Annotated in this window: 18 protein-coding genes; 1 reads left to right on the top strand and 17 read right to left on the bottom strand. The window is 40.0% G+C overall.

The annotated features are described in order from the left end of the window. Positions 1–263 precede the first annotated feature (263 nt). Positions 264–1,604 (top strand): phenylacetate--CoA ligase PaaK, encoded by a 1,341-nt coding sequence (gene paaK, locus Q4550_RS17915; RefSeq protein ID WP_303535024.1) that lies wholly within the window; start codon positions 264–266, stop codon positions 1,602–1,604. Positions 1,605–1,704: 100 nt separating this feature from the next. Here the strand turns inward: paaK and Q4550_RS17920 are convergent, their stop codons facing one another. The 17 genes from Q4550_RS17920 to Q4550_RS18000 all read right to left on the bottom strand — a co-directional run bounded on the left by Q4550_RS17920 (position 1,705) and on the right by Q4550_RS18000 (position 22,658). Continuing rightward, positions 1,705–2,748, bottom strand: a complete 1,044-nt coding sequence (locus tag Q4550_RS17920; protein ID WP_303535026.1) for a Gfo/Idh/MocA family protein — start codon at positions 2,746–2,748, stop codon at positions 1,705–1,707. 3 nt (positions 2,749–2,751) lie between these two features. Continuing rightward, positions 2,752–3,855 carry a Gfo/Idh/MocA family protein gene (locus tag Q4550_RS17925; protein ID WP_303535028.1) on the bottom strand — a complete coding sequence of 368 codons (1,104 nt, stop codon included), beginning with the start codon at positions 3,853–3,855 and terminating at the stop codon, positions 2,752–2,754. 25 nt (positions 3,856–3,880) lie between these two features. Then, entirely contained in the window at positions 3,881–4,702 is an 822-nt protein-coding gene (locus tag Q4550_RS17930) for a carbohydrate ABC transporter permease (protein WP_226615551.1), read from the bottom strand. Then, positions 4,702–5,640 (bottom strand): carbohydrate ABC transporter permease, encoded by a 939-nt coding sequence (locus Q4550_RS17935; protein ID WP_303535030.1) that lies wholly within the window; start codon positions 5,638–5,640, stop codon positions 4,702–4,704. The genes Q4550_RS17930 and Q4550_RS17935 overlap by 1 nt, the downstream gene beginning before the upstream one ends. A 54-nt stretch (positions 5,641–5,694) precedes the next feature. After that, positions 5,695–6,975 (bottom strand): extracellular solute-binding protein, encoded by a 1,281-nt coding sequence (locus Q4550_RS17940; protein WP_303535032.1) that lies wholly within the window; start codon positions 6,973–6,975, stop codon positions 5,695–5,697. Between the two features lie 42 nt (positions 6,976–7,017). Further along, positions 7,018–7,773, bottom strand: a complete 756-nt coding sequence (locus tag Q4550_RS17945) for a sugar phosphate isomerase/epimerase family protein (RefSeq protein ID WP_303535034.1) — start codon at positions 7,771–7,773, stop codon at positions 7,018–7,020. A gap of 201 nt (positions 7,774–7,974) precedes the next feature. Continuing rightward, on the bottom strand, positions 7,975–8,979 hold the full coding sequence (locus Q4550_RS17950; protein ID WP_303535035.1) for a LacI family DNA-binding transcriptional regulator: 1,005 nt from the start codon (positions 8,977–8,979) through the stop codon (positions 7,975–7,977). 303 nt (positions 8,980–9,282) lie between these two features. Next, the gene (locus Q4550_RS17955; RefSeq protein WP_303535036.1) at positions 9,283–12,231 is read right to left on the bottom strand and encodes a CDP-glycerol glycerophosphotransferase family protein; all 2,949 of its coding nucleotides are present in this window, start codon (positions 12,229–12,231) and stop codon (positions 9,283–9,285) included. Between the two features lie 504 nt (positions 12,232–12,735). Continuing rightward, entirely contained in the window at positions 12,736–13,794 is a 1,059-nt protein-coding gene (locus tag Q4550_RS17960) for an acyltransferase family protein (protein ID WP_303535037.1), read from the bottom strand. Positions 13,795–14,010: 216 nt separating this feature from the next. Further along, on the bottom strand, positions 14,011–15,249 hold the full coding sequence (locus Q4550_RS17965; protein ID WP_303535038.1) for a multidrug effflux MFS transporter: 1,239 nt from the start codon (positions 15,247–15,249) through the stop codon (positions 14,011–14,013). A 214-nt stretch (positions 15,250–15,463) separates the two neighbouring features. Beyond that, positions 15,464–15,718: a hypothetical protein gene (locus Q4550_RS17970; protein ID WP_303535039.1), complete on the bottom strand. Its 255-nt coding sequence runs from the start codon at positions 15,716–15,718 to the stop codon at positions 15,464–15,466. Between the two features lie 441 nt (positions 15,719–16,159). Further along, positions 16,160–16,687, bottom strand: a complete 528-nt coding sequence (locus tag Q4550_RS17975) for a DUF6241 domain-containing protein (protein WP_303535040.1) — start codon at positions 16,685–16,687, stop codon at positions 16,160–16,162. Between the two features lie 28 nt (positions 16,688–16,715). After that, positions 16,716–17,651: a hypothetical protein gene (locus Q4550_RS17980; protein ID WP_303535041.1), complete on the bottom strand. Its 936-nt coding sequence runs from the start codon at positions 17,649–17,651 to the stop codon at positions 16,716–16,718. Continuing rightward, a complete protein-coding gene (locus tag Q4550_RS17985; protein WP_303535042.1) occupies positions 17,652–18,179 on the bottom strand; it encodes a sigma-70 family RNA polymerase sigma factor in 528 nt (175 codons plus the stop codon). 262 nt (positions 18,180–18,441) lie between these two features. Then, on the bottom strand, positions 18,442–19,707 hold the full coding sequence (locus tag Q4550_RS17990) for a LysM peptidoglycan-binding domain-containing protein (protein WP_303535043.1): 1,266 nt from the start codon (positions 19,705–19,707) through the stop codon (positions 18,442–18,444). 127 nt (positions 19,708–19,834) lie between these two features. Beyond that, positions 19,835–21,286, bottom strand: a complete 1,452-nt coding sequence (locus tag Q4550_RS17995; protein WP_303535044.1) for a cell wall-binding repeat-containing protein — start codon at positions 21,284–21,286, stop codon at positions 19,835–19,837. Positions 21,287–21,533: 247 nt separating this feature from the next. Next, on the bottom strand, positions 21,534–22,658 hold the full coding sequence (locus tag Q4550_RS18000; RefSeq protein WP_303535045.1) for an acyltransferase family protein: 1,125 nt from the start codon (positions 22,656–22,658) through the stop codon (positions 21,534–21,536). Positions 22,659–22,743 lie beyond the last annotated feature (85 nt).

A 22,743-nucleotide genomic window follows, 5' to 3' on the forward strand; every position in this document is an offset into this window, starting at 1 on the left:
TGTTATGGTATAACTCCTAACAAAGTTCGCTACTAAACAGCATATCCCTCTTTTATAACTGCCTAATATCAAAACAATAGTGAAGAGAGAAACATTCGACAAATTCTTTCATATATCGGGCGGTGACAGGCACCGTCCTCCACACCACGACCAAAGACACAATTCTACTAAATCTCATTGACCATTCTTCCATAAAAAGGTACCTTTAATATGACACTTATACTCGCAGTCGTTTAATTTGTATCATACAAGGAGGTAACCGTATGGCAATTTACTCAGAACGAGAAACGTGGAATACCGAGCAGATGCATACCCATCAATTAGAAGGATTAAAACGAACAGTCAGGCACGCCTATCAGAACATCCCTTTCTACCACGAGACTTTTAAGAACATACATATTACCCCAGATGATATCCAGTCACTCGACGACCTGCAACGACTTCCATTCACAAAGAAACATCACTTAAGAGAAAATTACCCTTTCAAGATGCTAGCCTGTCCTATGGACGAAGTTGTCCGCATCCATGCTTCATCAGGGACGAGCGGTAAACCTACCGTAGTCGCTTATACTAAGAATGATATTCAAAATTGGGCCGATATTGTTGCAAGATCGATCACACTCGCAGGCGGACAAAAGGGAGACATCCTTCACAACGCCTACGGATATGGACTGTTCACAGGTGGCCTCGGTCTCCATGCAGGATCAGAGCGACTTGGCTGCGCAACAGTCCCAATATCAGGCGGAAATACAGCTAATCAAATTACCCTAATTCAAGATTTTAAGCCCAGAATCATTTGCTCCACTCCATCCTATCTCCTTAACATTGGAGAAGCGATGATGATGCAAGGCATTGATCCAGCTTCAACCTCATTACAATACGCCATTCTTGGCGCTGAGCCATGGTCGGAAGAAATGAGATTTCAGATCGAAAAATTATTCCATCTGAAAGCATCGGACATTTATGGATTAAGTGAAGTAATGGGACCGGGCATTGCAATGGAATGTGCAGAATGTCAGAATGGCCTCCACATCGCAGACGATCATTTTATCGCTGAAATCATTAACCCTGATACTCTCGATCAAGTCGACGAGGGACAATACGGCGAACTGGTTTTCACTAGCCTTACAAAAGAAGCTCTTCCAATAATAAGATACCGAACAGGCGACATCTCATCCATTACGAGAGAAAAGTGTCTTTGCGGCAGAACAACCACAAGAATGAGCCGTGTAAAAGGACGTATCGATGATATGCTCATTATCAGAGGAGTTAACGTTTTTCCTTCTGAAATCGAACGGTATATATGTAATCTAGAAGAACTCGTTCCGCACTATCAAATCCACTTGCAGAAAAAAGGCCACTTAGATCACGTAACCTTGCATGTCGAAGTAGAGCAGGAGTTTTATAAGAAGCTAGAAATGAATTTTAACCATCCTATGGCGGTGAAGCTTGTTGAGAGTCTTGGAAAAACTCTTAAAATGAAAACGCTTATATCAGTAGATATCCAATTGAAAGAGCCACACTCAATACCTCGCTCAGAAGGAAAAGCAAAGCGAGTATTAGATGCCCGCACAAAAATTATTCCTAAAACTTCTATTCATTAATTCAAAACAGGCTGACGAGATGAATCGTCAGCCTCTTCGACATTTAGTGACATAGTTCGGGTGGTGACAGGCACCAACCTACCGACCTACCACCTACCCCCTAAATAACCGCCCGCTCGCCCCCTACCTCAACTACTCGCTTCGTTTCATTCGCTTCCAGTGCAGCTAGAATCACCTGCAACGATTTCATTCCTTCTTCACCACCGACGGCTGGTACAGTATCGTTCGCAATGCAATCCACGAAATTCTCAACCACGTGCGTCGTTTGCTGTCCGCCCGCTTCATTTGTTTGGATTTTCTGAAGCTCATATTTCACAACGTCACCGTTCTTGTACTGAACAACCAGTGAATGCTCCGGATCATCCTCTAAGCGAAGCACCGCATTTTCCCCATAGATTACGGTTGAGTTATCGCCACCAGAAACGTAAGACCAGCTTGCTGCGAGTGTGCCAATCACTCCCGTCTCCGTTTTAAGAATACACACCGCATTATCATCCACATCCGTTTTATCCTTCGCCTTCGTTTCTACAAACGCGCCAACCTCCACAATTTCCCCTAGTAAGTAGCGCATGAGATCTGATTTATGTACGCCAAGGTCTCCCATCGCTCCGATAAACGCTCGCTCTTTATCGAAGAACCAGCTACCCGCTCCATCAATACTCCACCGTTCAGGTCCAGGATGACCGAACGTTGTCCGGAAGCTGTAGACCTTTCCAATCTCGCCGCCTTCGATCAATTCCTTCGCTTTCACGTGTGACGCGACGAATCGCTGATTATGAGCAATCATTAGCTTTTTTCCATTTATCTCCGCTGCCTCATTCATTGCTTTCGCTTCCTCAATTGAAGTCGCCATCGGCTTTTCACAAAGAACGTGCTTCCCTGCTTTCAATGCCGCAATTGATACAGGTGCGTGCAACGCGTTTGGTAAACACACGCTCACTGCATCTATTTCATCATCTTCAAGCAATGTAAGATAATCAGTATATGCTGTGCCGCCATACACGCTCACCATTTCCTCTGCGCGCTCTTTCACCACATCACAAACCGCTACAATTTCCACATTTTCCTCTGCATTGTACTCCGGCAAATGACGCCGTCTCGCAATACTTCCACAACCGATAACCGCTACTTTCATTTTTTTCATTCCCTATCCCTCCATCGTCTCAGATAAAATGTCACTTGGCATTGAATCAGGTTGCTCGCACTTACTCGTCATCTCATAATGCTTACCTTCCACTGAAGATTCATGTATACCATGCATCGTTTCAAGTACATGATAAGCAAGTTCACCATTTGCTCGTGGTTTCCGCTCTTCTCGTAATGCGTTCACCATGTCCGCCACACCAAGCCCACGGCTATTTTCAATCGATCCATGCGTAAGGGAAACTTCCTTCCATTCAACTTCTCCCGCATTTCTTACTAGTACCGGACCGCCGAATGTATTCGGATCAGGTACACTTAACGATCCATTCGTACCGTAGATTTCTAGAAAAGGAGTTTTCGCTCCCCATACATCAAAGCTCGTGATGATCGTACCGATCGCGCCATTTTCAAAATCCAAAATGCCTGCAACGTGCGTCGGCGTCTCGACCTTAATCGTCTCTCCAGACTTCGGTTCGCTTGTAATTACCCGTTCAGGCGAGGTGATCCGCGTCGATCCTGTCAGTCGACGAATCGGTCCAATTAAATGAATGAGAGCAGTTAAATAATATGGACCCATATCAAACATCGGCCCCGCTCCCTCTCGATAGAAAAAGGCTGGATCAGGGTGCCAGCTTTCCGGTCCGTGACCCAGCATGAAGGCGGTCGCAGCAACTGGTTCCCCGATTGCGCCATCCTCGATTAGTTTTTTACACGTCTGAAGTCCACCACCGAGAAATGTATCAGGTGCCACACTTACTAAAAGACCTTTTTCCTTCGCCTTTGCTAACACTTTTTGCCCGTCTTCAAGCTTTATCGCTAGCGGTTTCTCAGAATACACATGCTTTCCTGCTTCTAATATGCGTAAACTAACTTCTGCATGTGCCGCAGGAATCGTTAAATTAAGAACGAGTTCTATGGTCGGATCTGCCAAAAGGGCGTTCACATCCAGAACACGAGGAATCTCATATTTATCTGCTTTCTCAACTGCTTTTTCGTGATTCAGATCAGCTACTGCAACCACTTCGAGATTCGCATATTCTCGAAGATTTGTTAAATAAATGTCGCTAATGTTGCCACAGCCGATGACACCAATTTTCATTTCCTCCATACTCTCCCACTCCTTTCCAAGTTCCCTAACCTTTCACCGCTCCACCCGTTAGTCCTTTTACTACTTTTTCTTGTGAGAACAAGTACACAACGAGCATCGGAAGACTCGCAAGTGTTAATGCCGCCATCAAACCAGGGACATTTACTGAAAACTCTCCATAGAAATCTTGTAATCCTAATGGTAGGGTCATGTTCTCAGGGCTAGATACGAGAACGAGCGCAAAGATAAATTCATTCCACAGATGAATAAAATTATAGATAAAAACCGTCATAAGAGCCGGCGTTAACATCGGAAGAATAATGCGCCAAAAAATCCCGAAATGAGAACAACCATCAATCTTAGCAGCTTCTTCTAATGACTTCGGAATTTCTTGCATAAATTGCGTTAAAATAAAGATGGAAATCGGTAAACTGAAAGCAATATAAGGTCCAATTAAAGCTAGCAACGAATCATACAAACCCATATTTTGAGACAGCTTAAAGATCGGGATAAGCGTGGCATGAATTGGTAGCATCATTCCAGATATGAAGAGAAGAAACAAACCACGGTTAAACTTGAAATTCATTCTACTTAATGGATAACTTGCTAGAGCAGCAATTAACATAACCGCCACAACTGCCACAACCGAAACTAGGATACTGTTTAAAAAATAACGAGTTAGCCCCATCTGGAATACATCCGCGTAGTTACCCCACTCGATCGAGGTAAAAATAGCAAATGGTCTTTCAAAGAAAGTGCTCTGATCTTTTAATGAGGTCGAAATCATATAAACAAATGGATAACCTGTGAAAACCAAAAGCAATAATCCGATTAGATACAAAGGCATCTTCCTGAGTGATTGCACCATTAGAAAGCTCCTTTCTTCTTGCGGTTATAATCAACAATTTGGATCAGTACAGTAACAACGAGCGCAATGAGAAACATTAGAAACGCTATCGCACTTGCATAGCCCATGTTGAAGTTAATAAAAGCCTGCTTGAACATATAAGTGCCCATCAGTTCTGTTGCGTGATTCGGTCCGCCACCAGTCATAATATAGAAAATATCAAAAGCCTTTAAGGATCCAACAATGGCTAGAATGGATGAACTCACAATGGTTGGCATAAGCAAAGGTAACGTGATGTGGAAGAACTTCTGCCAGGAATTCGCTCCATCAATTTGGGCAGATTCATAGAGTTCCTCTCCTATCCCGACCATAGCTGCCTTAAATAGGATCATATAAAAAGGTGAGAACTGCCAAACGACTACTAGCAAAATCGCAATCAACGATGTGTTTTCATCACTAAGCCATGCCACATTTTCAAAGCCAAGTAAATTCACAATCTGATTAATAATGCCGTTGATCGGGTCAAACATATACACCCATAAGAGGCCGATCGCAACCGTAGACATTAAGAATGGTAGAAAATAAACGCTACTAAACAAGCGAATGCCTCGTATTGGTGCAAACAGCATCAGCGCCATGATCATGCCAAGTGGAATTTGCACAAAGACAGACGTCAGAACAACCCATGCATTGTTCGTAAGCGAAGTCCAAAAGACGGCATCGTTAAATAATTGAATGTAATTATTGAGTCCAATAAACGTTTTATCATTCGTTCCATCCCAGCTGTAGAAGCTATAACCTAATGTAGATAAAATGGGGTAAATCACATAGACAAGATAAACGATAAGGGCCGGCGCTGTGAATAAACCAATCGTGAGTGCTTTTCTCATATTGCGCTTCTTCGTTCCGTGAGCCACTCTCGTCGTCTCGTTTCTTCTCGCCACTTCAGCTGTTTCCATATGTAAAGCTCTCCCTTCTGTAGATAAGAAAGAGGGGGCTCACCCCTCCTTCACTTATTCAAGAAGCTCTTCTGCCTTGGCTTCCATTTTGTTAGCTGCTTCTTCTGGCGTCATTGATAGACCGAATAGAGCCTGTGTCGTATCTTTATGAAGTTCAGCAAGCTCTGGAGGAAGTGTCTGGTCATAAGGCATTTGAATATGAGAAGCATTCTGAGCTACATCATAGAACTGCTTTACAAATTCATCCTCAGGAACAACATCTTTTACAGCTGACAGCGTTCCCGTGCGATCCGTAAATTTCTGTGCTGTTTCTTTACTCGTTAACGCTTGAATAAACTCAGCTGCTAAATCAGGATTTTTAGATTCTTTTGCAACTGACCAAACCGGTCCAGTGGCACCACCGACTTGTGTTTCATTTCCTTCCCCACCTGAAATCGTCGGGAATACGAAGAAACCAAGTTTCTCCTCGAACTGTGGAGCTTCTTCTCTCACGTTATTTAAGAAAGAAATCGTCATATCCATCATCGCAGCTTGCCCGGAGTACATGAGCTGTCGACCGCGTCCTTCATCGTAAGGAATACCATTAAAACCAGCATTAAATGCATCCATCTTGACGAGATTTTGAATATACTCACCCGCTTCAACATAAGCAGGGTCATCAAAACCGCGTCCTTCGCGATTAAATGCGTTCTCGAATAAATCTGGTCCACCAATGCGACTTGCAAAATTCATTAAATAGTACGCTCCTGGCCATTTCGTTTTATTCGCTAACGCAAGTGGCGTCACGTCATTCTTTTTCAGCGTCTTAATCACTTCAGTAAATTCCTCATACGTCTTTGGTTCTTCAAGGTCATACTCTTCAAAGATTTCTTTGTTGTAGAAAATCACATCGAGCGATAAACCTAATGGAACGCCGTACACCTCTTCATCGAATGTACCGTTATTTAATGCCATTTCTAAGTAATGATCTTGATCGATATTTTCAGTAATATCCTGCACATTTCCCTGATCAACGAAATGCTTCAACCAGCCGCCACCCCAGCTCTGAAAGATATCTGGTGGATTTCCACCTGACATCGAGACAGCTAGTTTCTGCTTGTAAGCATCGTTTGGTGTTTGGAGTAACTTCACCTTCACACCATCATGTTCTTCTTCAAACTGCTTCGCTACTTCCTGAAAAAGCTTTTCTCGTTCACCCGTTTCAATGTGCCAAACTTCAATCACCTTCTCATCCCCGTTGCCAGAATCAGAACTTCCAGATGCTCCCTGGTTCCCCCCACATGCCGCTAACAGCAACAACACCAAAACTGATAATAAAGCCGTTACTTTCTTCATGCTTTACCCCCTAATTTGTAGTAATGACTAGATAGCAACTGATCAAGAATGCTTACTAAGGAAATAGTTCATACTCATTTCAATACTTTCCAGAGGATAGCGCTTACATTTATCTTGTTCAACAATCCACCAGTCAACGTTAGACACATCGCCTTGATTGAGGACTCCATTAAGGTCAACCCCTCCTGTGCCGAGCTCAGCGAAGAATTGCTCCCCATCCGTGGTCATGTCTTTCAAATGAACAAGAGGCGTGCGATCTTGATATCGCTTCATCCACTCTACCGGATTTTCCCCAGCCCGAGTGAGCCAGTAAATATCAAACTCCGCCTTCACCCATTCTGGGTTCGTTTCATCTAAAATGGTCTCAAGCGCCGTTTTACCATTCGACAGCCTCTCTAATTCAAAATCATGATTGTGATAACATAACGTGATCCCTTCTTTCGAGCACTCTTGTCCAATGTCATTCAAGCTTCGGATGAGCTCCGAATACCCTTCCTCTGTTCGCATTTGAGGTGCAATAAACGGACAAACAAGCTTGGTACTCCCAATTTCATGCTGATACGCTATCACACTACTTAAATCTTCCATTAGTTTATCGAGAGGAATGTGGCTAGAAGCTGCCATTAATCCTAGGTCATCCATTACTTTCTTCAAATCCTTTGCAGACATATCGTAATACCCAGCAAATTCCACACCCTGGTAACCGATGTCCGAAACCTTTTTCAAAGTACCAATAAAGTCCTTTTCACTTTCCTCTCGTAACGTATACATCTGTACTGCAACAGGTATATTTGCCATTTACTATCTCTCCTTTAAAAAGTTGATTTGTTTACCTCAGCCGATAGTCCGTTCTTCACCTCCTGGAAATAGTCGACTCCATAAATGTAATGGATTACATTTATGGATATAATTAATTGCTAGATAGGCTGTAAATAAAGGTTTCATCAACTCTTAAAAAGTAAACGATTACATTTCTGTGAAACAGAATAGTCATTAAGACTAAACCTGCTTTTTATAACCGCATGACTCTCTGATAATAAGTCTCGTATCAAGCACGTGCTGCTTTTTCGTTAAGGTTTCTCCATTAATTTGCTTCAAAAGTAGTTCCATAGATCTTTGTCCCATTTCCATAAAAGGTTGCGCTACTGTCGTAAGCGACGGCTCAAAGATATCTGAGAACTGGATATTATCAAAACCAACAACCCCAATGTCTTCTGGTACTCGAAGCCCGTGAGCTTTAACCGCTTTAACAGCCCCCATCGCCATGCTATCATTTGCAGCAAATATAGCTGTTGGAGGGTTTTCCAATGCAAGAAACTTATTCATCTGATTGTAACCAGATGAATAATGATGATCTCCCTCTTGAATAAGAACCCCATCGATTCCTATGCCGCGCTCAAGAAGCGCCTGTCGATAACCTTTTAACCGATCCCGACTTAACGGAATATCTAACGGACCTGTAATCATTCCAACTCGTTGATGTCCAAGCTGCAGTAAATGCTCCACCGCATTACGTGCACTGCTAATATTATCAATGGCTACAGTAGGAACGTTGAGTTCTGCAATAAAGTCAGATGTAAGCACAACAGGGTATTTGTCAGCGATGTCAGTAATAACGTTATTATCCAACCTCGTTGTTAATAATATCACCCCATCTACCTGTTTCTGCTTCAACTCTTCAAGATAGCTGTAAGCTTTATCCGGATCTTGATAAGTATTTCCAAGAAGCACTTTGTAACCCGATTGATGGGCGACCAAGTCAATTCCGGCAATCATTTGCGGAAAAACATTATTCTCAATAGAAGGCACCATAACGAGGATTGTCTTCGTTTCAGTTCTTCTAAAATAACGAGCTAGAACATTCGGCTGATAGTTTAACTCTTCAATTGCCTGAAGCACCTTCATTCGCGTTTTTTCTTTTACAGCATCAGGATTTTGAATTACCCTGGACACAGTAGCTGTTGATACATTCGCAAGCTTTGCTACATCTGTCATATTCGCCATTTCAATTATCTCCCTAGTGTTTAAAATAGTATCTTTATTCTAAACTATAAATGGCTGATAGTAAGAATTCAAGTAATAATGTAATGGATTACATTTAGTGAACGATTTATCTATTTCCTGCAACTGATGCTTATTATAGAGAATAAATATGGAAACTTCAATAGATTTCAGAAAATTTATTTTATTAAATTAATTGAAGTGCATTTATGATACTTTGACCCCCTTCTCCTCGGATCTAAAATTCATTCTAAACAAATCCACAAAAAAAGAGCCCAATGTAACCTAACCATTGGACTCTCAAATTTAATGTGACTTTAACGTTGCGAGAAGTTTGCCACCTACTTGATTAACAATCGGGTATTTTTTATACCTTCGCCACATTGTGGAGACAGCATCGCTGCTCTTCAACACTTCTTTGAGCGTTTTTCTTCTTGTTACTTCTTTCTCTTTTTTCTTAATTTCAGAAAAGATCCTCGAGCTGTTACCATCATCAATATAGTTAAAGTACTCAAATCGTTTGCTGCTAATTTCAGGTTTTTCAGCGAAATTCGTGCTTGCATACTCCTCGAATTTCGAAACTAACTCTGCGGAAGAGTATGCGACATCACCAAATAATTCTTTGTTGAGATCCATATAACTTCCCTGCAATTCATTATACTTACTCAAATCGAAATGGAAAAATAACACTGGCTTCTTCTGATAGTACATCTCCCAGGCCACGCTGGAATAATCAGTAATTAACATACTGGAGCGCATCAGGAGATCATTAATCTTTTCCTCACCGAATTGAATAACTCTTACATGCTCATTTTCACTAGTAAAATGAGAGACATAGGGCATAAATTTAGGATGAACATAGAAATTGAGAAGTAAATTATTATTCCTTAGCGTTTCATGTAGCTCATTAGAGTTTAGGAGAGCATTATAAGCTTTATAGTAATCGGATAGCACAAATTCGCCTTCTTCTACTTCATCAAGCCAATTCCGCCAGGTCGGCATAAGAAAGACCTCTTTTTTCCCGCTATCGGTTGGCACTTGGGAACGGTCTTCTACTACATCCCATCTTGATAAGCCCGTCACAATAATGTTCTTCGCTTTATATCCAAAGTGGTCCATGACGATTTGCTTTTCAAAATCGGAGGACACAACGAATAAATCAGCTGAATTCGCTGAACCAACCTTAAACGTATTTTCTACCTTCTTCAGTCCCAACACACCGTGCTGTAGAAAGACGTAGCGCTTACTATTCACATAATCACGAATCGGTCCACGAGCCACCCTCCAGGCATAACCGTGTCCCTTCGCTTCAGATGAAACAATCACTTTGGAAGATAGGATTAAGAAAAGGTGTTTAATGCTCATGAAATAAACGACTCGTTCCTTATAAGGAATTAAATTGCGTTCATCTTCAGACCCTTTTTTAATAACATAGTAAACCTTCTTATCTTTATGTTCTTCAAAGCAATGTTTAAAGAAGTAATAGGCATTATCTTGCGCTGTTTCTGAATATTTCTCATGAATTAACCAGGTAGGTTTCCAAAACGCATTCCAGTAGAAAAGGATATACAAATAGTACGCGATGTACTCATTCACTTTATACTTTAAGCTCTCATATTCGCCTTTATAGCGATAAGTGATACTAACCCCACCATTAATCGTGATATAGGGATAGATCATGTAACCATTCGATTGATTTAAAGTGAATTTCCCCATCCGATGTTTCAATTGCTTATGAATAAGGAAATTATCACTAACTACTCTAATTAATCTCGTCTCATGATTATTTACTTTTACCGAAATGAAAAAGTCCCAATAAAACTGCTCAAATTCAACTTCATTTAATGGAATGCGGAAACTTACTTTTTGTTTATTACCGGACGTTTCCACCACTTTATGATACGGTACACTTACTCGTTTACTCTTATCACTACGTAGCCTTAAGACGAGCTGGTCTACTTCGAAGCTTTCAATTCTTTTCATTGAAATCGTAGCCGTCATCTGCAGTTCACCGTTTTGTTTAAGGTTCAAACGATGAAGAGAAACGTTACCCGGATACTTACTTTTTAAATATTGCTCCTCAGTACTAACATAAAATGAAAATTCATGATCGTTTGTTAAATAAGGCGAAAGATAAAGATCCTCCGTTATAGGAAGATGGCCGACATGCCGCTCAAGGTGATTGAGAGGGTTATTATACTTCCCGACTCTTCTTACCTCAACTAGGTTAGCGTACCGAATTTCAACAAAAAGATCCCAGCGGCTTGTATTAGTAAATAATCCACTGAATTGGCTTATAGATACACCGATTTCTTCCACCGAACCATGTGAATGACGGGAGACCTCCAAATTCACGATTTCATCTCTTTTACGTTTCTTCAAATAAAATTGAATTTCATTCGCATATTCGATGCAATTCGTAGAAACATCAAATAAGATGCTATCGCGCGTAACACGTAGGTTCTGAGCATGAAGCTGTCCTTTCACTATTTTTGTAGATGAAGGTTGCTCGATTGGGGTCACTAGACTATTCTCAAAAGTTAACGAATAAACTTCAAGAATATTTCCACGCTTAAAATGAAGTTGAAGCTCACCTTCTCCATTTACAAAGTCATTCGTGTTTTCATTATGCATTGTTACAGATTTATCTTCTGGATGATAAGATGAAGGGATCTTTCGGGAAGTTAAATCATTCGTGTGAACCATTACTGGTGAAGAAGGAAAGTACTGATTGATATGTAGAATGAGACGGTTGTCTTCTTCTTTCATGGAGATGACCTGACTTTGGAAATGAACAACTTCAAAACTAACTTTTTCTAACTCACTTATACTCCCTATATGCAAGGAAAGTTCATTCCGATCCGTAAGATAAGGAATCCAAGAGTTCTCCTCCATTTCAACAATCGGTTTCAAATACCTTTGTGCTCTAGAAGCTATCGGAGCTTGATAGACACCAATCCTCTTTCTATCCATACTTTTACTTCGACCATTTATTATAAAGAAATCCCATTTTCCTGAGCTTAACCCACTGAAATTCTCTTTAAATAAGCTGAAATTAATAAAAGAACCTACTCTTTCTTGTTTAAAATCCGGCCAAATATATTCTTCATTTTTACGATTTATAAGACATAGATTGAGAGATTCTAAATCATGAATTTCTTCATTTTTTATCTGGAAACTTAACATCTCTCCATCCCATCGCACATCGTTTAGTGCAATAGTTCTTTTTTCAACTTGATGACGTTTAACAAGCATATACCTCTTCCTTTGTACCTTTGATTTTCCTTTTAATTAGGCAAAACAGCTATTTATTTTTACACTCAACTAGACGCATCATAAATCTTTATCCATAACAATAGCCTGAACGGAATTTACAATTTCTTTACAAAAAATAAATTAAAAAAAGACTTCGTTTTCTATTTTCAAAACAAAAGATCGTTTGATTGAAATAACAGTAAAAAACTCTACTCCCTTAAAAGAGATGTAAAGTCGAATGATTGGTTAGTCGTTTTCACATTCCATTTATACCCATTGAAAACCAATGATAACCAACACATAACGTTAATATTACCATTTATAGATTCGTTTTCAAGCATATCTGACTAAAAACTAGTCAATTAGTCATGCATGCGTCTATTCTCGGAGATTGAGATCCGATTCTTTTCACACTAATTCTAACAGAGGTAATGATACACAAAAAAACCCATCACTTAAATATGATGGGTGCTTTACGTTCATTCGAATGTATTAATCAAACGTTTAATTAATTCCAAGTTCCTGTTGATTCAGCATTTTTGTTTTAACAACAGGGCCTTTTATCCCCTCGATGTTGATGACAATTAACCTTACTAGCTTACTAATGAAAACCGAGGTTCCAAGCACTAAGGTGAAGACAAGTACAAAATATTCTTTCTGCCATACCGCATCTGGCAAAATACTTGAATACGCGAAAATAATGAATGGGAAGATAAAGTAGAGTCCTATTGTGTTTTCCCCAATGGAGTGCAAGAAAATATCCAACAGCACCACTTTTCTAACTGACTGATAAATCCCCAACAAGGATACCGCTATCACAGGCACCGTTATCATAAGAAACCATTCTGCCTGATAGATAGAGCCATACATCAAATAGTAGGTAACCTCGAAAACAATTAATCCAATCAATGGTACAAGTCCGAATCGATTGAATTTCTCTAGAAAGTTCTGTACAGAATCCCAGTGCCGAGCTAAGTAACCTCCAAGAACAAAGAAGAAGAGCCATTTCAAAAGCAATCCGTCTTGTGCCAGAAATGCATTACCTTCAGTTAAGAATGGAGATACGAAATAGTAATGAATCATTCCAGTAACAACTAATAGAATCGACCAACCAGCCTTAGTTTGAACAAGCTTCAGTAAAGGGAGAAATAAAAGAAATTGTAGAATAACTGAAATAAAAGACAAGTGATAAAATGAATCCCCCATGGCAAAAGTAAGAATAGAATCTTTCCAACCGGTAAACATCTCTACGTTCATGGCTACTTTTGCAAGAACAAGATAGAAAAGGCTCCAGAGAACGAATAGAAGAGTAACCTTAGAAACTTCAAAAGCACCTAATCGCTTCTCTTTCTTCCGCGATTGTTTAAATAGATATAAGCCAACGATCACCGCAAACATCGCGATTCCAAAATGACTGAGTTGATAGGTAGTAGAACTAATTTCATTTAAAGACTGTCTTTCTCCAAAGAAAAACATTTCCAAAACATGAATTAGAATTAGAAACAAGCAAGTAATCGCACTTAGAAAAATGACTTCGCTTTGACCTTGATTCGTTCTCTGCATGAGCTCACATCCCGTTGTGGTTTGACTTGATACCTCTATTATAAGGATGTGACTCTTACTGTGGAGGGGTAATGGCTATTCTTTACAAAAGATTAATAGAGCTGACATGATCCTTACAAATCCTTCATCCGCACTAAATAATATTCTCGAAAGAGCAAGAATAGCATTCGACAAATAACGGGGAGTGACAGGCACCAGCAGTCTTAACCCATTCCATCAACTCGCTTCTTTCGCAACAAGATACACTTTCTTGTTCCGTTTAACAAGAAAGACGTATGCTCCTACCGCAATCAGTTCACATGTTGCAATCACAAGAGCCATTGATAAACCACCTTCCCCTAATCCTACTATTGGGGCAACAATAGCACCGAGAAGAAATGGTAACAAACCAAGTAATGCAGAAGCACTTCCAGCATGCTCTGCTTGATTTTCAAGTGCTAGTGAAAAGACGGATGTATTCACCACACCTACACTTGAGACGGTGAAAAACAAAAGAATGCAAACATAGATAACAGGTGCATCCATTGCGATCACCATTAGCAATAAAAGACTGCTGATCATAGCTTGCGATAAACCGTAAACAAGTAGGCGACTCTCTCCTACTTTTCCGGCGAGCCTTCCTGTGATTTGTGTCGCGATGATTAGCCCAACGCCGTTCAACGCAAAAACTAGACTAAACATTTGAGCAGAAAGTCCATACACTTCTTGAAGCACGAATGTGGAACCTGAGATGTACGCAAACATCGCACTCATCACAAACCCTTGAACGAGCACATAACCTAAAAAGATTTTATCTTTAAAAAGAAGTCCGTACGTCTGAAGAACCTCTTTGAACCCTCCTGTTTTCCGCTTACTAACAGGCAGTGTTTCTTTTAATCCAAATAGAACAGCAAAAAACATAATGGCGCCGATCACAGTTAATACGCCAAAAACACCACGCCATGATAAAAATTGGAGAAGCTGTCCGCCTGCAACTGGCGCAGCTATTGGTGCAATTCCATTCACAAGCATAAGTAGGGCAAAGTACTTTGTCATCTCTGTTCCTGAGAACTTATCACGTAGACTCGCTCTCGAAATCACCATTCCGGCTGCACCGGAAAGTCCCTGAAGTAAACGAAGGGCAATGAATGGCCAGATCGACGTCACAAACAGACAAAGTAACGACGCGATCGTATAAATAGTTAGTGAAATGATGAGTGGCTTACGCCTTCCCTGTATATCACTAAATGGTCCAACCACGATTTGCCCTAACGCTAAACCAATTAAACAAGCTGTTAAACTTAGCTGTGCCATAGACGCATTGGTTTGCAAATCATCAGCCAACGTAGGAAGTGCAGGTAAATACATATCAATTGTTAAAGGACCAAACGCACTAAGAGCACCAAGTATAAAAATAAAGAAATAAATGGATTTCTTTGAGCCGCTTGAGGTCGCTGTTAATTCTTCTTGTTTCATAATTGCTCTCCCCTCAATATCTTATAACAGAACAATCATAAACCCTCCAGTAACTGGAGGGTCAAGTTTTTTATTATTTTGAAGAAAAATTTAATGGGAAGAGTAACAGAAAAGAGATAATGAATTTGTGAATTCAGCGTATCCTTAACCTCCATTTATGTAGAACCGACTTACTCCTTTTACCCCTTAGCACTCATATATGAACTAACCTTCTTTATTCTCGCCGATCTTTTATCATACGTTTTAGTTCTTCTGTTTCACTTAGCTGTTGCTCCTGGTAAGTCATGATCTGAGACAGTCCAAGCAGAATAACTCCAAAGAATAAGCTACTCCCAATAACGTTCACACCATCAAACCAGGATTGAGATACATTCCACACAATGATGCCAGTGATTACTCCAAAAATAAGAATCATCCACCCCACTAAGAAGGCGGCCACTTTAATCCCACTGTCTCTCTTTGTATTCATGAGAGCACCTCTTTTTTGTTCTTATTTTATCACGAACTGGTAATTAAATGGATGTGAATAAATAGAAAGGCCACTAAAGACAAATGACTTGAAGTCACTTAGTGATTTCACCACAAGTTTCATCACCAAAATAAAACGGCGGCAGCTAAACAAACGTTTGATTAGCTGCCGCACCATTATTTAATCGCCTTTTGAACCCCTCTTAACCTATTGAAGAAACGGCTCATACAGATCTGAACCTTTTTTTTACATAATGAAGTTCCTTCGCTCCAAGTACCTTCAGGTGAATTGCTCCGCTTTCCTTGTTGTACCTCAACCTTAATCCATCAAGAAAAACGGACTTTTCTGTTTCGGAAACTTCTAGTTTCATCATTTATCTCACATCTTTTACTATAGTTTTCATAACTTATCATTCTACTAATATTAGCTAAATCTTACTTTTTAATAATGTTCTTCAACAAATGCGCTCTCTTCTTCAGCGCTTAATAACCGTGTTGCTCTTCCTACCGTACCGCTATTCATACTCCAAATTTGATTCTGAACGTCTACAGCATTTTCAAAATTCCCGTTTTTCCATTCTGTTAATGCGGTGTAGTATAAATCATAATGCTCATATGTGCCCTGATCTTTTACTTGATCGAGTGTGCCTAGCATTTCTTCGATACGATCATCCGTCATTTCAACTAGCGTCCACTTATCATCGGCATAAACTTTTTGGTGCGTCATACCATGGAGGATATTCATAAAACGATTCTCGCTTGGAATTTCGTTATCCTCAGTTGAATCCCCATCGTCATCGATGTAGCGGTCTGGATCAATCTCTTCCTTGGACTTCTCTTCAGAAGCTTCTGGCTGTCCTTTTTCTTCGGCTAAATTTGTATTAATATCTGATATAAACCAGTATGCAAGTCCGATCGTGAGAAGGATGGCGGATATTATGGAAATAAGTAGTACTTTTATTGATGGCATTTTCATGGCAACTCCTTAAATTAAATCACTATTCTATTTTATCTTCTCTCGCTCGATCGATAACCCCTGATAATCGCACTAGACTGTCAACTATCTTCGCATGCTGCTGATTGAGTTCTTCTGCTCTACCCAGGCTATCATCTTCAACAGAAGAAGATTCATTTGCCAGTGTTTCTGCTTTTTCATGTATTTTTTCAATCTCTTTTTTTAATGCTGGCAGCTCATTAGAATATTGCATGGCTAATTCTAATCGTTCCATTAACATGATAACCCGATCATGAATAGCATGAATTCCATCTGGATTTACATACGTTACTAGATTATTAGATTCATCATAAACCCGTGTCGTGATAGGAGGGAAAAGTTCTACCTCCATATCAGAAGCCTTTTCATTTATATATCCCATAACCACTCCCATATATTGATTTTCTGTAGGAAGGGGACGATCGTCGATTTCAGGATCTCTGTCTCCCCAATCAATACTTGAAATATAACCAGTGTCTTTTGTAAAACTATATCCATTCTTATATTTCACACTCAAAGGAGACTCCGTATCTTCCCCTGATAATCGATTTTCTTCTGGGAGTTCCCATTCTTTTAAGTAATCATAAATTTGTTGGTAGTGATCATTTTCAAAAATTCTTTGATCAAATTCAGTCTGATCGTCCACTACTTTATTTTCTGATTCATGATTACCTACAGAAAGATGTTGCTCTGTGTCTTTCTGTTCTAGACTTTGTTCCGTTGCAATATAAGTAGTAAATCCGTAAGAACCGAAAATAAGTAAAAGTATCAAACAACCAACTAAAGAAAAGGCAGGCACGAATCTTCTAATCTTTCGCTTCGGCTTGTTTGAATGAATGACTGCATGATAAATCCGCTCCTTATCAGTTCCGCTTAATTCTCCCTTTTTCAATACCGTTCTGTTCATTTTCCTTCGAAGGTTTGTTAGCTTTTCATGCATTTACTCAACCCCTTCATACATATCACGAAGTTGTAATTTCGCTCGTCTTAACCTTGTTTTGATTGTCTCTACCTTGATACCAGTGAGGTTAAAAATTTCTTGAATACTTAAATCCTCATAGTAAAATAAAATGATCACTTCTCGATATTTCACCGGGAGATCTAGTACCTTCAGAGAAATATTCTCTTCCTCACTTTTCTGAATAAGACCGGCGTCAAGACCAGCCGCCACCTCCACCTTTTCATCCCCGCGAAAAGGAACCATCGACCTGAACCACTTACTCTTCAAATAATCTTTACATCGATTGACTGTAATTTTAAACAACCAAGTTTTATAGCTGCTTTCTCCCCTGAAATGCCCTATGTTTTTAAAACAAGAAATAAACACTTCCTGTGTAATATCATCCGCTACCGCCCAATTTTTCACATATGTATAAGCCAGCCGCTTGATCTGCTCGGCAAAGTCATCAATCAGCTCCCTAACGATTTCATTTCTCTCACACTCATTGTCTGTTTTTTTCTCCCCCAACTAGCTCCCCCCTGGATTCACCTGTATGATAGACGACTTACTTTTCGTTATCGGTTCAAAAATATACCATCTTTAGCAGTTTACGACCAGAAATAATTTCAAATTTTATCTAGTTAAAGATATGCAACACAAAAAAAGAACCGCAGGAAGTTCTGAGGTTCCTGGGGTTCTTGAGTTGACATATTGTTTTCAAGGACTTATATTCTTTTAACCAATTGATCAGCTCTTCAAAGAACGAATGATACAATTTTGAATACCTCTTTTATTTTCGCACAAGCATATTCTTCTTCACATACGCCCAGTTCTGCGGAAACGAAAAGCGAAGCCTCCAGTAAGTCGTACCAAGCAAACCATAAACTTGCATTTGTTTGTATTTGGCTGTGACGCTCTGGATATCTTCATACCAAACTGAGTGCGACGTATTTGCAAAGGTGTAGCGGTAGTTTGGCGCCTGTGCGGTTTGGTTGTATTGAATGGGAATCCACGCATTGACTGCTCGATTCTGGGCTATTTGCGCAGAAATCATTTGAGCTGGTTTAGACTTAATCGGCACAGTCCAATCATATCCATACAGGCTCATCGCCATCATCACTTTACGAGCATCGATCTCCCCAGTGGCGTAAGTTAATACCTGTTCGATCCACCACACAGGTGAGATTGGGTCAGCTGGACCAATCGCGTATCCGTAGTCAATCGTCATAATGGAAACAATGTCCACAACCTCACCAACCGCCCTGTAGTCAAGAAAACCGACTAAACGGTTTGTAGGTATGTCGCTGCTTTTAGCATGCGCATTGAGCTGGAGCGTTAGATTACCAAGCTCTTTCTTTAACTCTTTTAAAAAGGAGGTAAAATCATTTCTTCTCTCAGGTGGAACGAATTCGAAATCAATACTAATCCCTGCATACCCTTTCTCTTTTACTTTCGCAACGAGATTTCGAACGAGCGTTTCTCTTCTTTCTTTATTTTGAAGAACCGTAGCAGCTAACTCCGCACTAAACATTTGCACGTCATAATTACTGATGACAAGTAACGGCTTAATGTTCAACTGTTTCGCTTGCCGCAAGATTAGATCATCATCGATTGTAATCAGCTCGCCTTCAGCCGTGAATGAGTAAGTGAAGATAGCTAAATAGGTTATAGAATCGGCTATTTCATTCAACGTTTCTAAGTAAGGAGAGCCTTCTATTGCATCAAAGAAGACGAGGGTTTCCATAGGATATTTCTGCATAGTAGGAATTCGAATTCTTGCTCCGATTGGAATCGTTGTCGGATTAATCGTAGGATTAGCCGCAACGATCGTTTGAACGGATGTTTTATATTTTTGAGAAAGGTTCCAAAACGTATCTCCCTCTTTAATTTGATAATATCGCTCAGGTAACTCCTGATCTGGGATATACAAATTTAATCCAGGGACAAGCCGATCAGAAACAAGGCCGTTCACCGTCTTTAAAGTGGAGATTGGGACACCGTAGGTCATGGAAATGCGCCATAGATTATCCCCCATTATTACTGTGTGGATCGCCATTGAATCTCCTCCCAATTATGCAACAGGCTATACTGTTAGTGTATTTTGGGAAGGAGAAGTTCATGAATCATCCTATATTTCGACATAACTTTTCATAATTCGGGCGGTGACAGGCACCATTCAACCATCAATCCAACGAAAGAATATCATTCTCTACACCAGGTCCAACAGCACTTGTTCCACCTAAAATAATATAATCAGTCGTTTGCTCTTCTTTGAAGAATTTATAAGTAGACTCTGGTAGTTGATTTTTCTTAGTTAGAATCGTAGGTGCACCAAACTTAGCTGCTAATACAGACCCAGTCAAAGCATCAGCAAATTCTTCACCCGTCGCTACAAAGACGCCGTATGTTGGTAGCTTCAGCTTCTTCGTAACAGCTATTGATGTTTCATAACGATCATTTCCTTGTATCCTTGTTGGCGATGGAAGTTGTTTTTTCACTTTCTCACTAATTGCATTCGGGCCGCCAATCACGTACGTTTTCATATAACCCGACATAGCATCCTTTGTTGCTTTTGATAATTCATTTGTATCCGTTAGAAAGATTGGGTGACCGTACATAGCTGCATATGGAGCCATGGAAAGAGCATCAGGGAAGTTCCCACCATCAACTACGACTGCCGTTCGATTTGGTAGAAGCGTATCTGCGATCGCCGCTGCCGTTTCGTATCGATTCTCTCCTTGAATTCGATTAACGGTTAACTTCATATCTTTTTTTAATTCATTTTCTACCGCTGACGATATAGCATTCGGTCCACCAAGAATCGTAACCTTCTTCACGCCGAAATCTTTCATTAAATTCCTTACGCGCTTATCAAGCTTGGCTTTTGGAGTTAGAAGGATCGGTGCATCCATTTGGAATGCTAGAGGAGCCCCTGCTAGTGCATCTGGAAAAGTAGAACCGGTAGCAAGAACCACATTATCTGCTCCATTTGGCCACCCTGCTCTAGCAATCTCGATCGCTGTTTCATATCGATCGTCGCCTGAGATGCGATCAATATACTCCATATTCATGGCAGATAAAGCATACATGCTATCTGAACCACCGCCATTTAAATCAAGAGCTCCTATATAATAAGTTCCTTCTGGAATCACATATAGTTGAACTTGAACGCCGTCGTAAATCTCATAAGCATCTGGAGTTAACCCGTCCCCATTTCCATCGACAAGAAGAAAACCGAGGTCAATCCCACGCTGTGAAGCGCCTGAAACAACCAATTCTATCGGATTTTTTACTTCAATTTGATAGACGTCAATATCATCCCATTCAAACGTGCCATACACCGTATCATCGAGATTTAACAGATTCGCTCGATCCAACGTATCATTCGGTTCATTCTCCCAATAATCCGTTAGTGTTTTCACCTTGTTAGGATCACTCGTTAGCTTGTCTTTTACCTGTGATTCAATTTTCTTTAAATCTTCTTTCGAAAAAGCAGTTCCTTTGTCCTGTTCCAGTTTCTTAATTTCATTCTTCCACTCATTATGACTATCACTAGCTGCATAAGCTTTTCCCGGCAACGTTAATCCGCTTAATACTAGAAGACTAGCAACTAGATAAAATACCACTTTCCTCATTCAACCATCCCCCATTTTTCCCAAATAGTGTCATAAACACCACTCTATTATATAGGCACTAGAAACCTGAAACCATGAGAGGTTCTGTCGAAGGATGGGAAATATTTAATTTGACTAATAGATGGTTACATTTACATATAACAGTTTTAATCGCTCATAAAAGTAAAGTTCGAACCAAAATAACAATGGTCCGAACTCTCAAATAAGGTGACTATACTAAAAATTCACTAACGTCTATTCATATTTCTTACACTTTCAAATACCATTTCTTTTTGTGACAGCCAATAGCGACAGCAGTCCAGAACAGCAAATTAAGCAAAGCGTAGGCTAGTTGTGGGTGTGGAACAAGAGAAGCAACATCGTCATAAAGAACACTAAACAATGATTTGCTCACTCCGTCATCCTTCATGGTAAGGTGTATTAAGAAAGAAGCCAGCATAAATTTCCCAAAATAAATTAAAAAACTATTTCTTCCAAAGGCTTCTAAATACCAAACGATTGGCTTCATAAACGTCTCTTTAGCATCTACCTTTCCTTTATCAAAAAGGAGATACAAGATTGATAACATAGTAGAAGTTAGTCCAGCAGCAAGCATAGCAAAAGCAGGCGTCCATAACCTCTTATTGTATGGGAGAAATTGATGCCAGATTAGAGATAAAGCAATAACAAGCAAACCAATCCCTAATAGTTCTTTCCATGCTCCTGTTTCTTTTCTTGAAATGATTAATTTTCCAATAGCAAAGCCGAATAGGACATTCGATAAGGCTGAAAAACTCGTGACTAACCCTTCAGGATCATATCCTCGTTCCCCTTGATGATAAATGTGATTTTCTCCAAACACGGCACTATCGATAATACCGGATGGATTACAGTCTGGCTGAGGAATTTGATCTTCACACGATTGTCCAATCGTAAGAAGTCCTCCGCCATAGATCGAAGAAATCAAAAAAGCAATCAACATAAGTTTAAGCGGAGACTTCACAAAATATGTAATAATGACAGTTATGATCCCCAAAAGTGCAAACATCTGTAAAACACCAGTCCATCGTAATGTAGCAAAATCAAGGCTCCACGTTACAACAATCGTAAAAATAATGCCATATACTATAAGACGAACTGTTCGTTTTAGGATCTTCTCCCACTTTACTCCGCGCTGATATGCAATGGCCATACTTGCACCGAAAATCGTGATGAAAGTAGGCAGAATCACATCAATAATGGTTACCCCATACCATTCAGCATGACGAAGAATTTCATACTCGATACTGCCGATGGGGATCGTGCTTAAAAAAACAGATAAAACAACAATAATCCCTCTCAACATGTCAAGGGAATAGATTCTTTTCTTTTTGATTTTTTGAGCTTTAGCCATACCAGTTTCCTTTCAAACACATTCTTATTTCTCCTACTATGAAAGTATACACTAGCCAAAAAAACTTTGATAGAATTGAAAAGTG

The sequence above is a fragment of the Anaerobacillus sp. 1_MG-2023 genome, from assembly GCF_030547345.1.
Lineage (GTDB): Bacteria > Bacillota > Bacilli > Bacillales > Guptibacillaceae > Guptibacillus > Guptibacillus hwajinpoensis_B.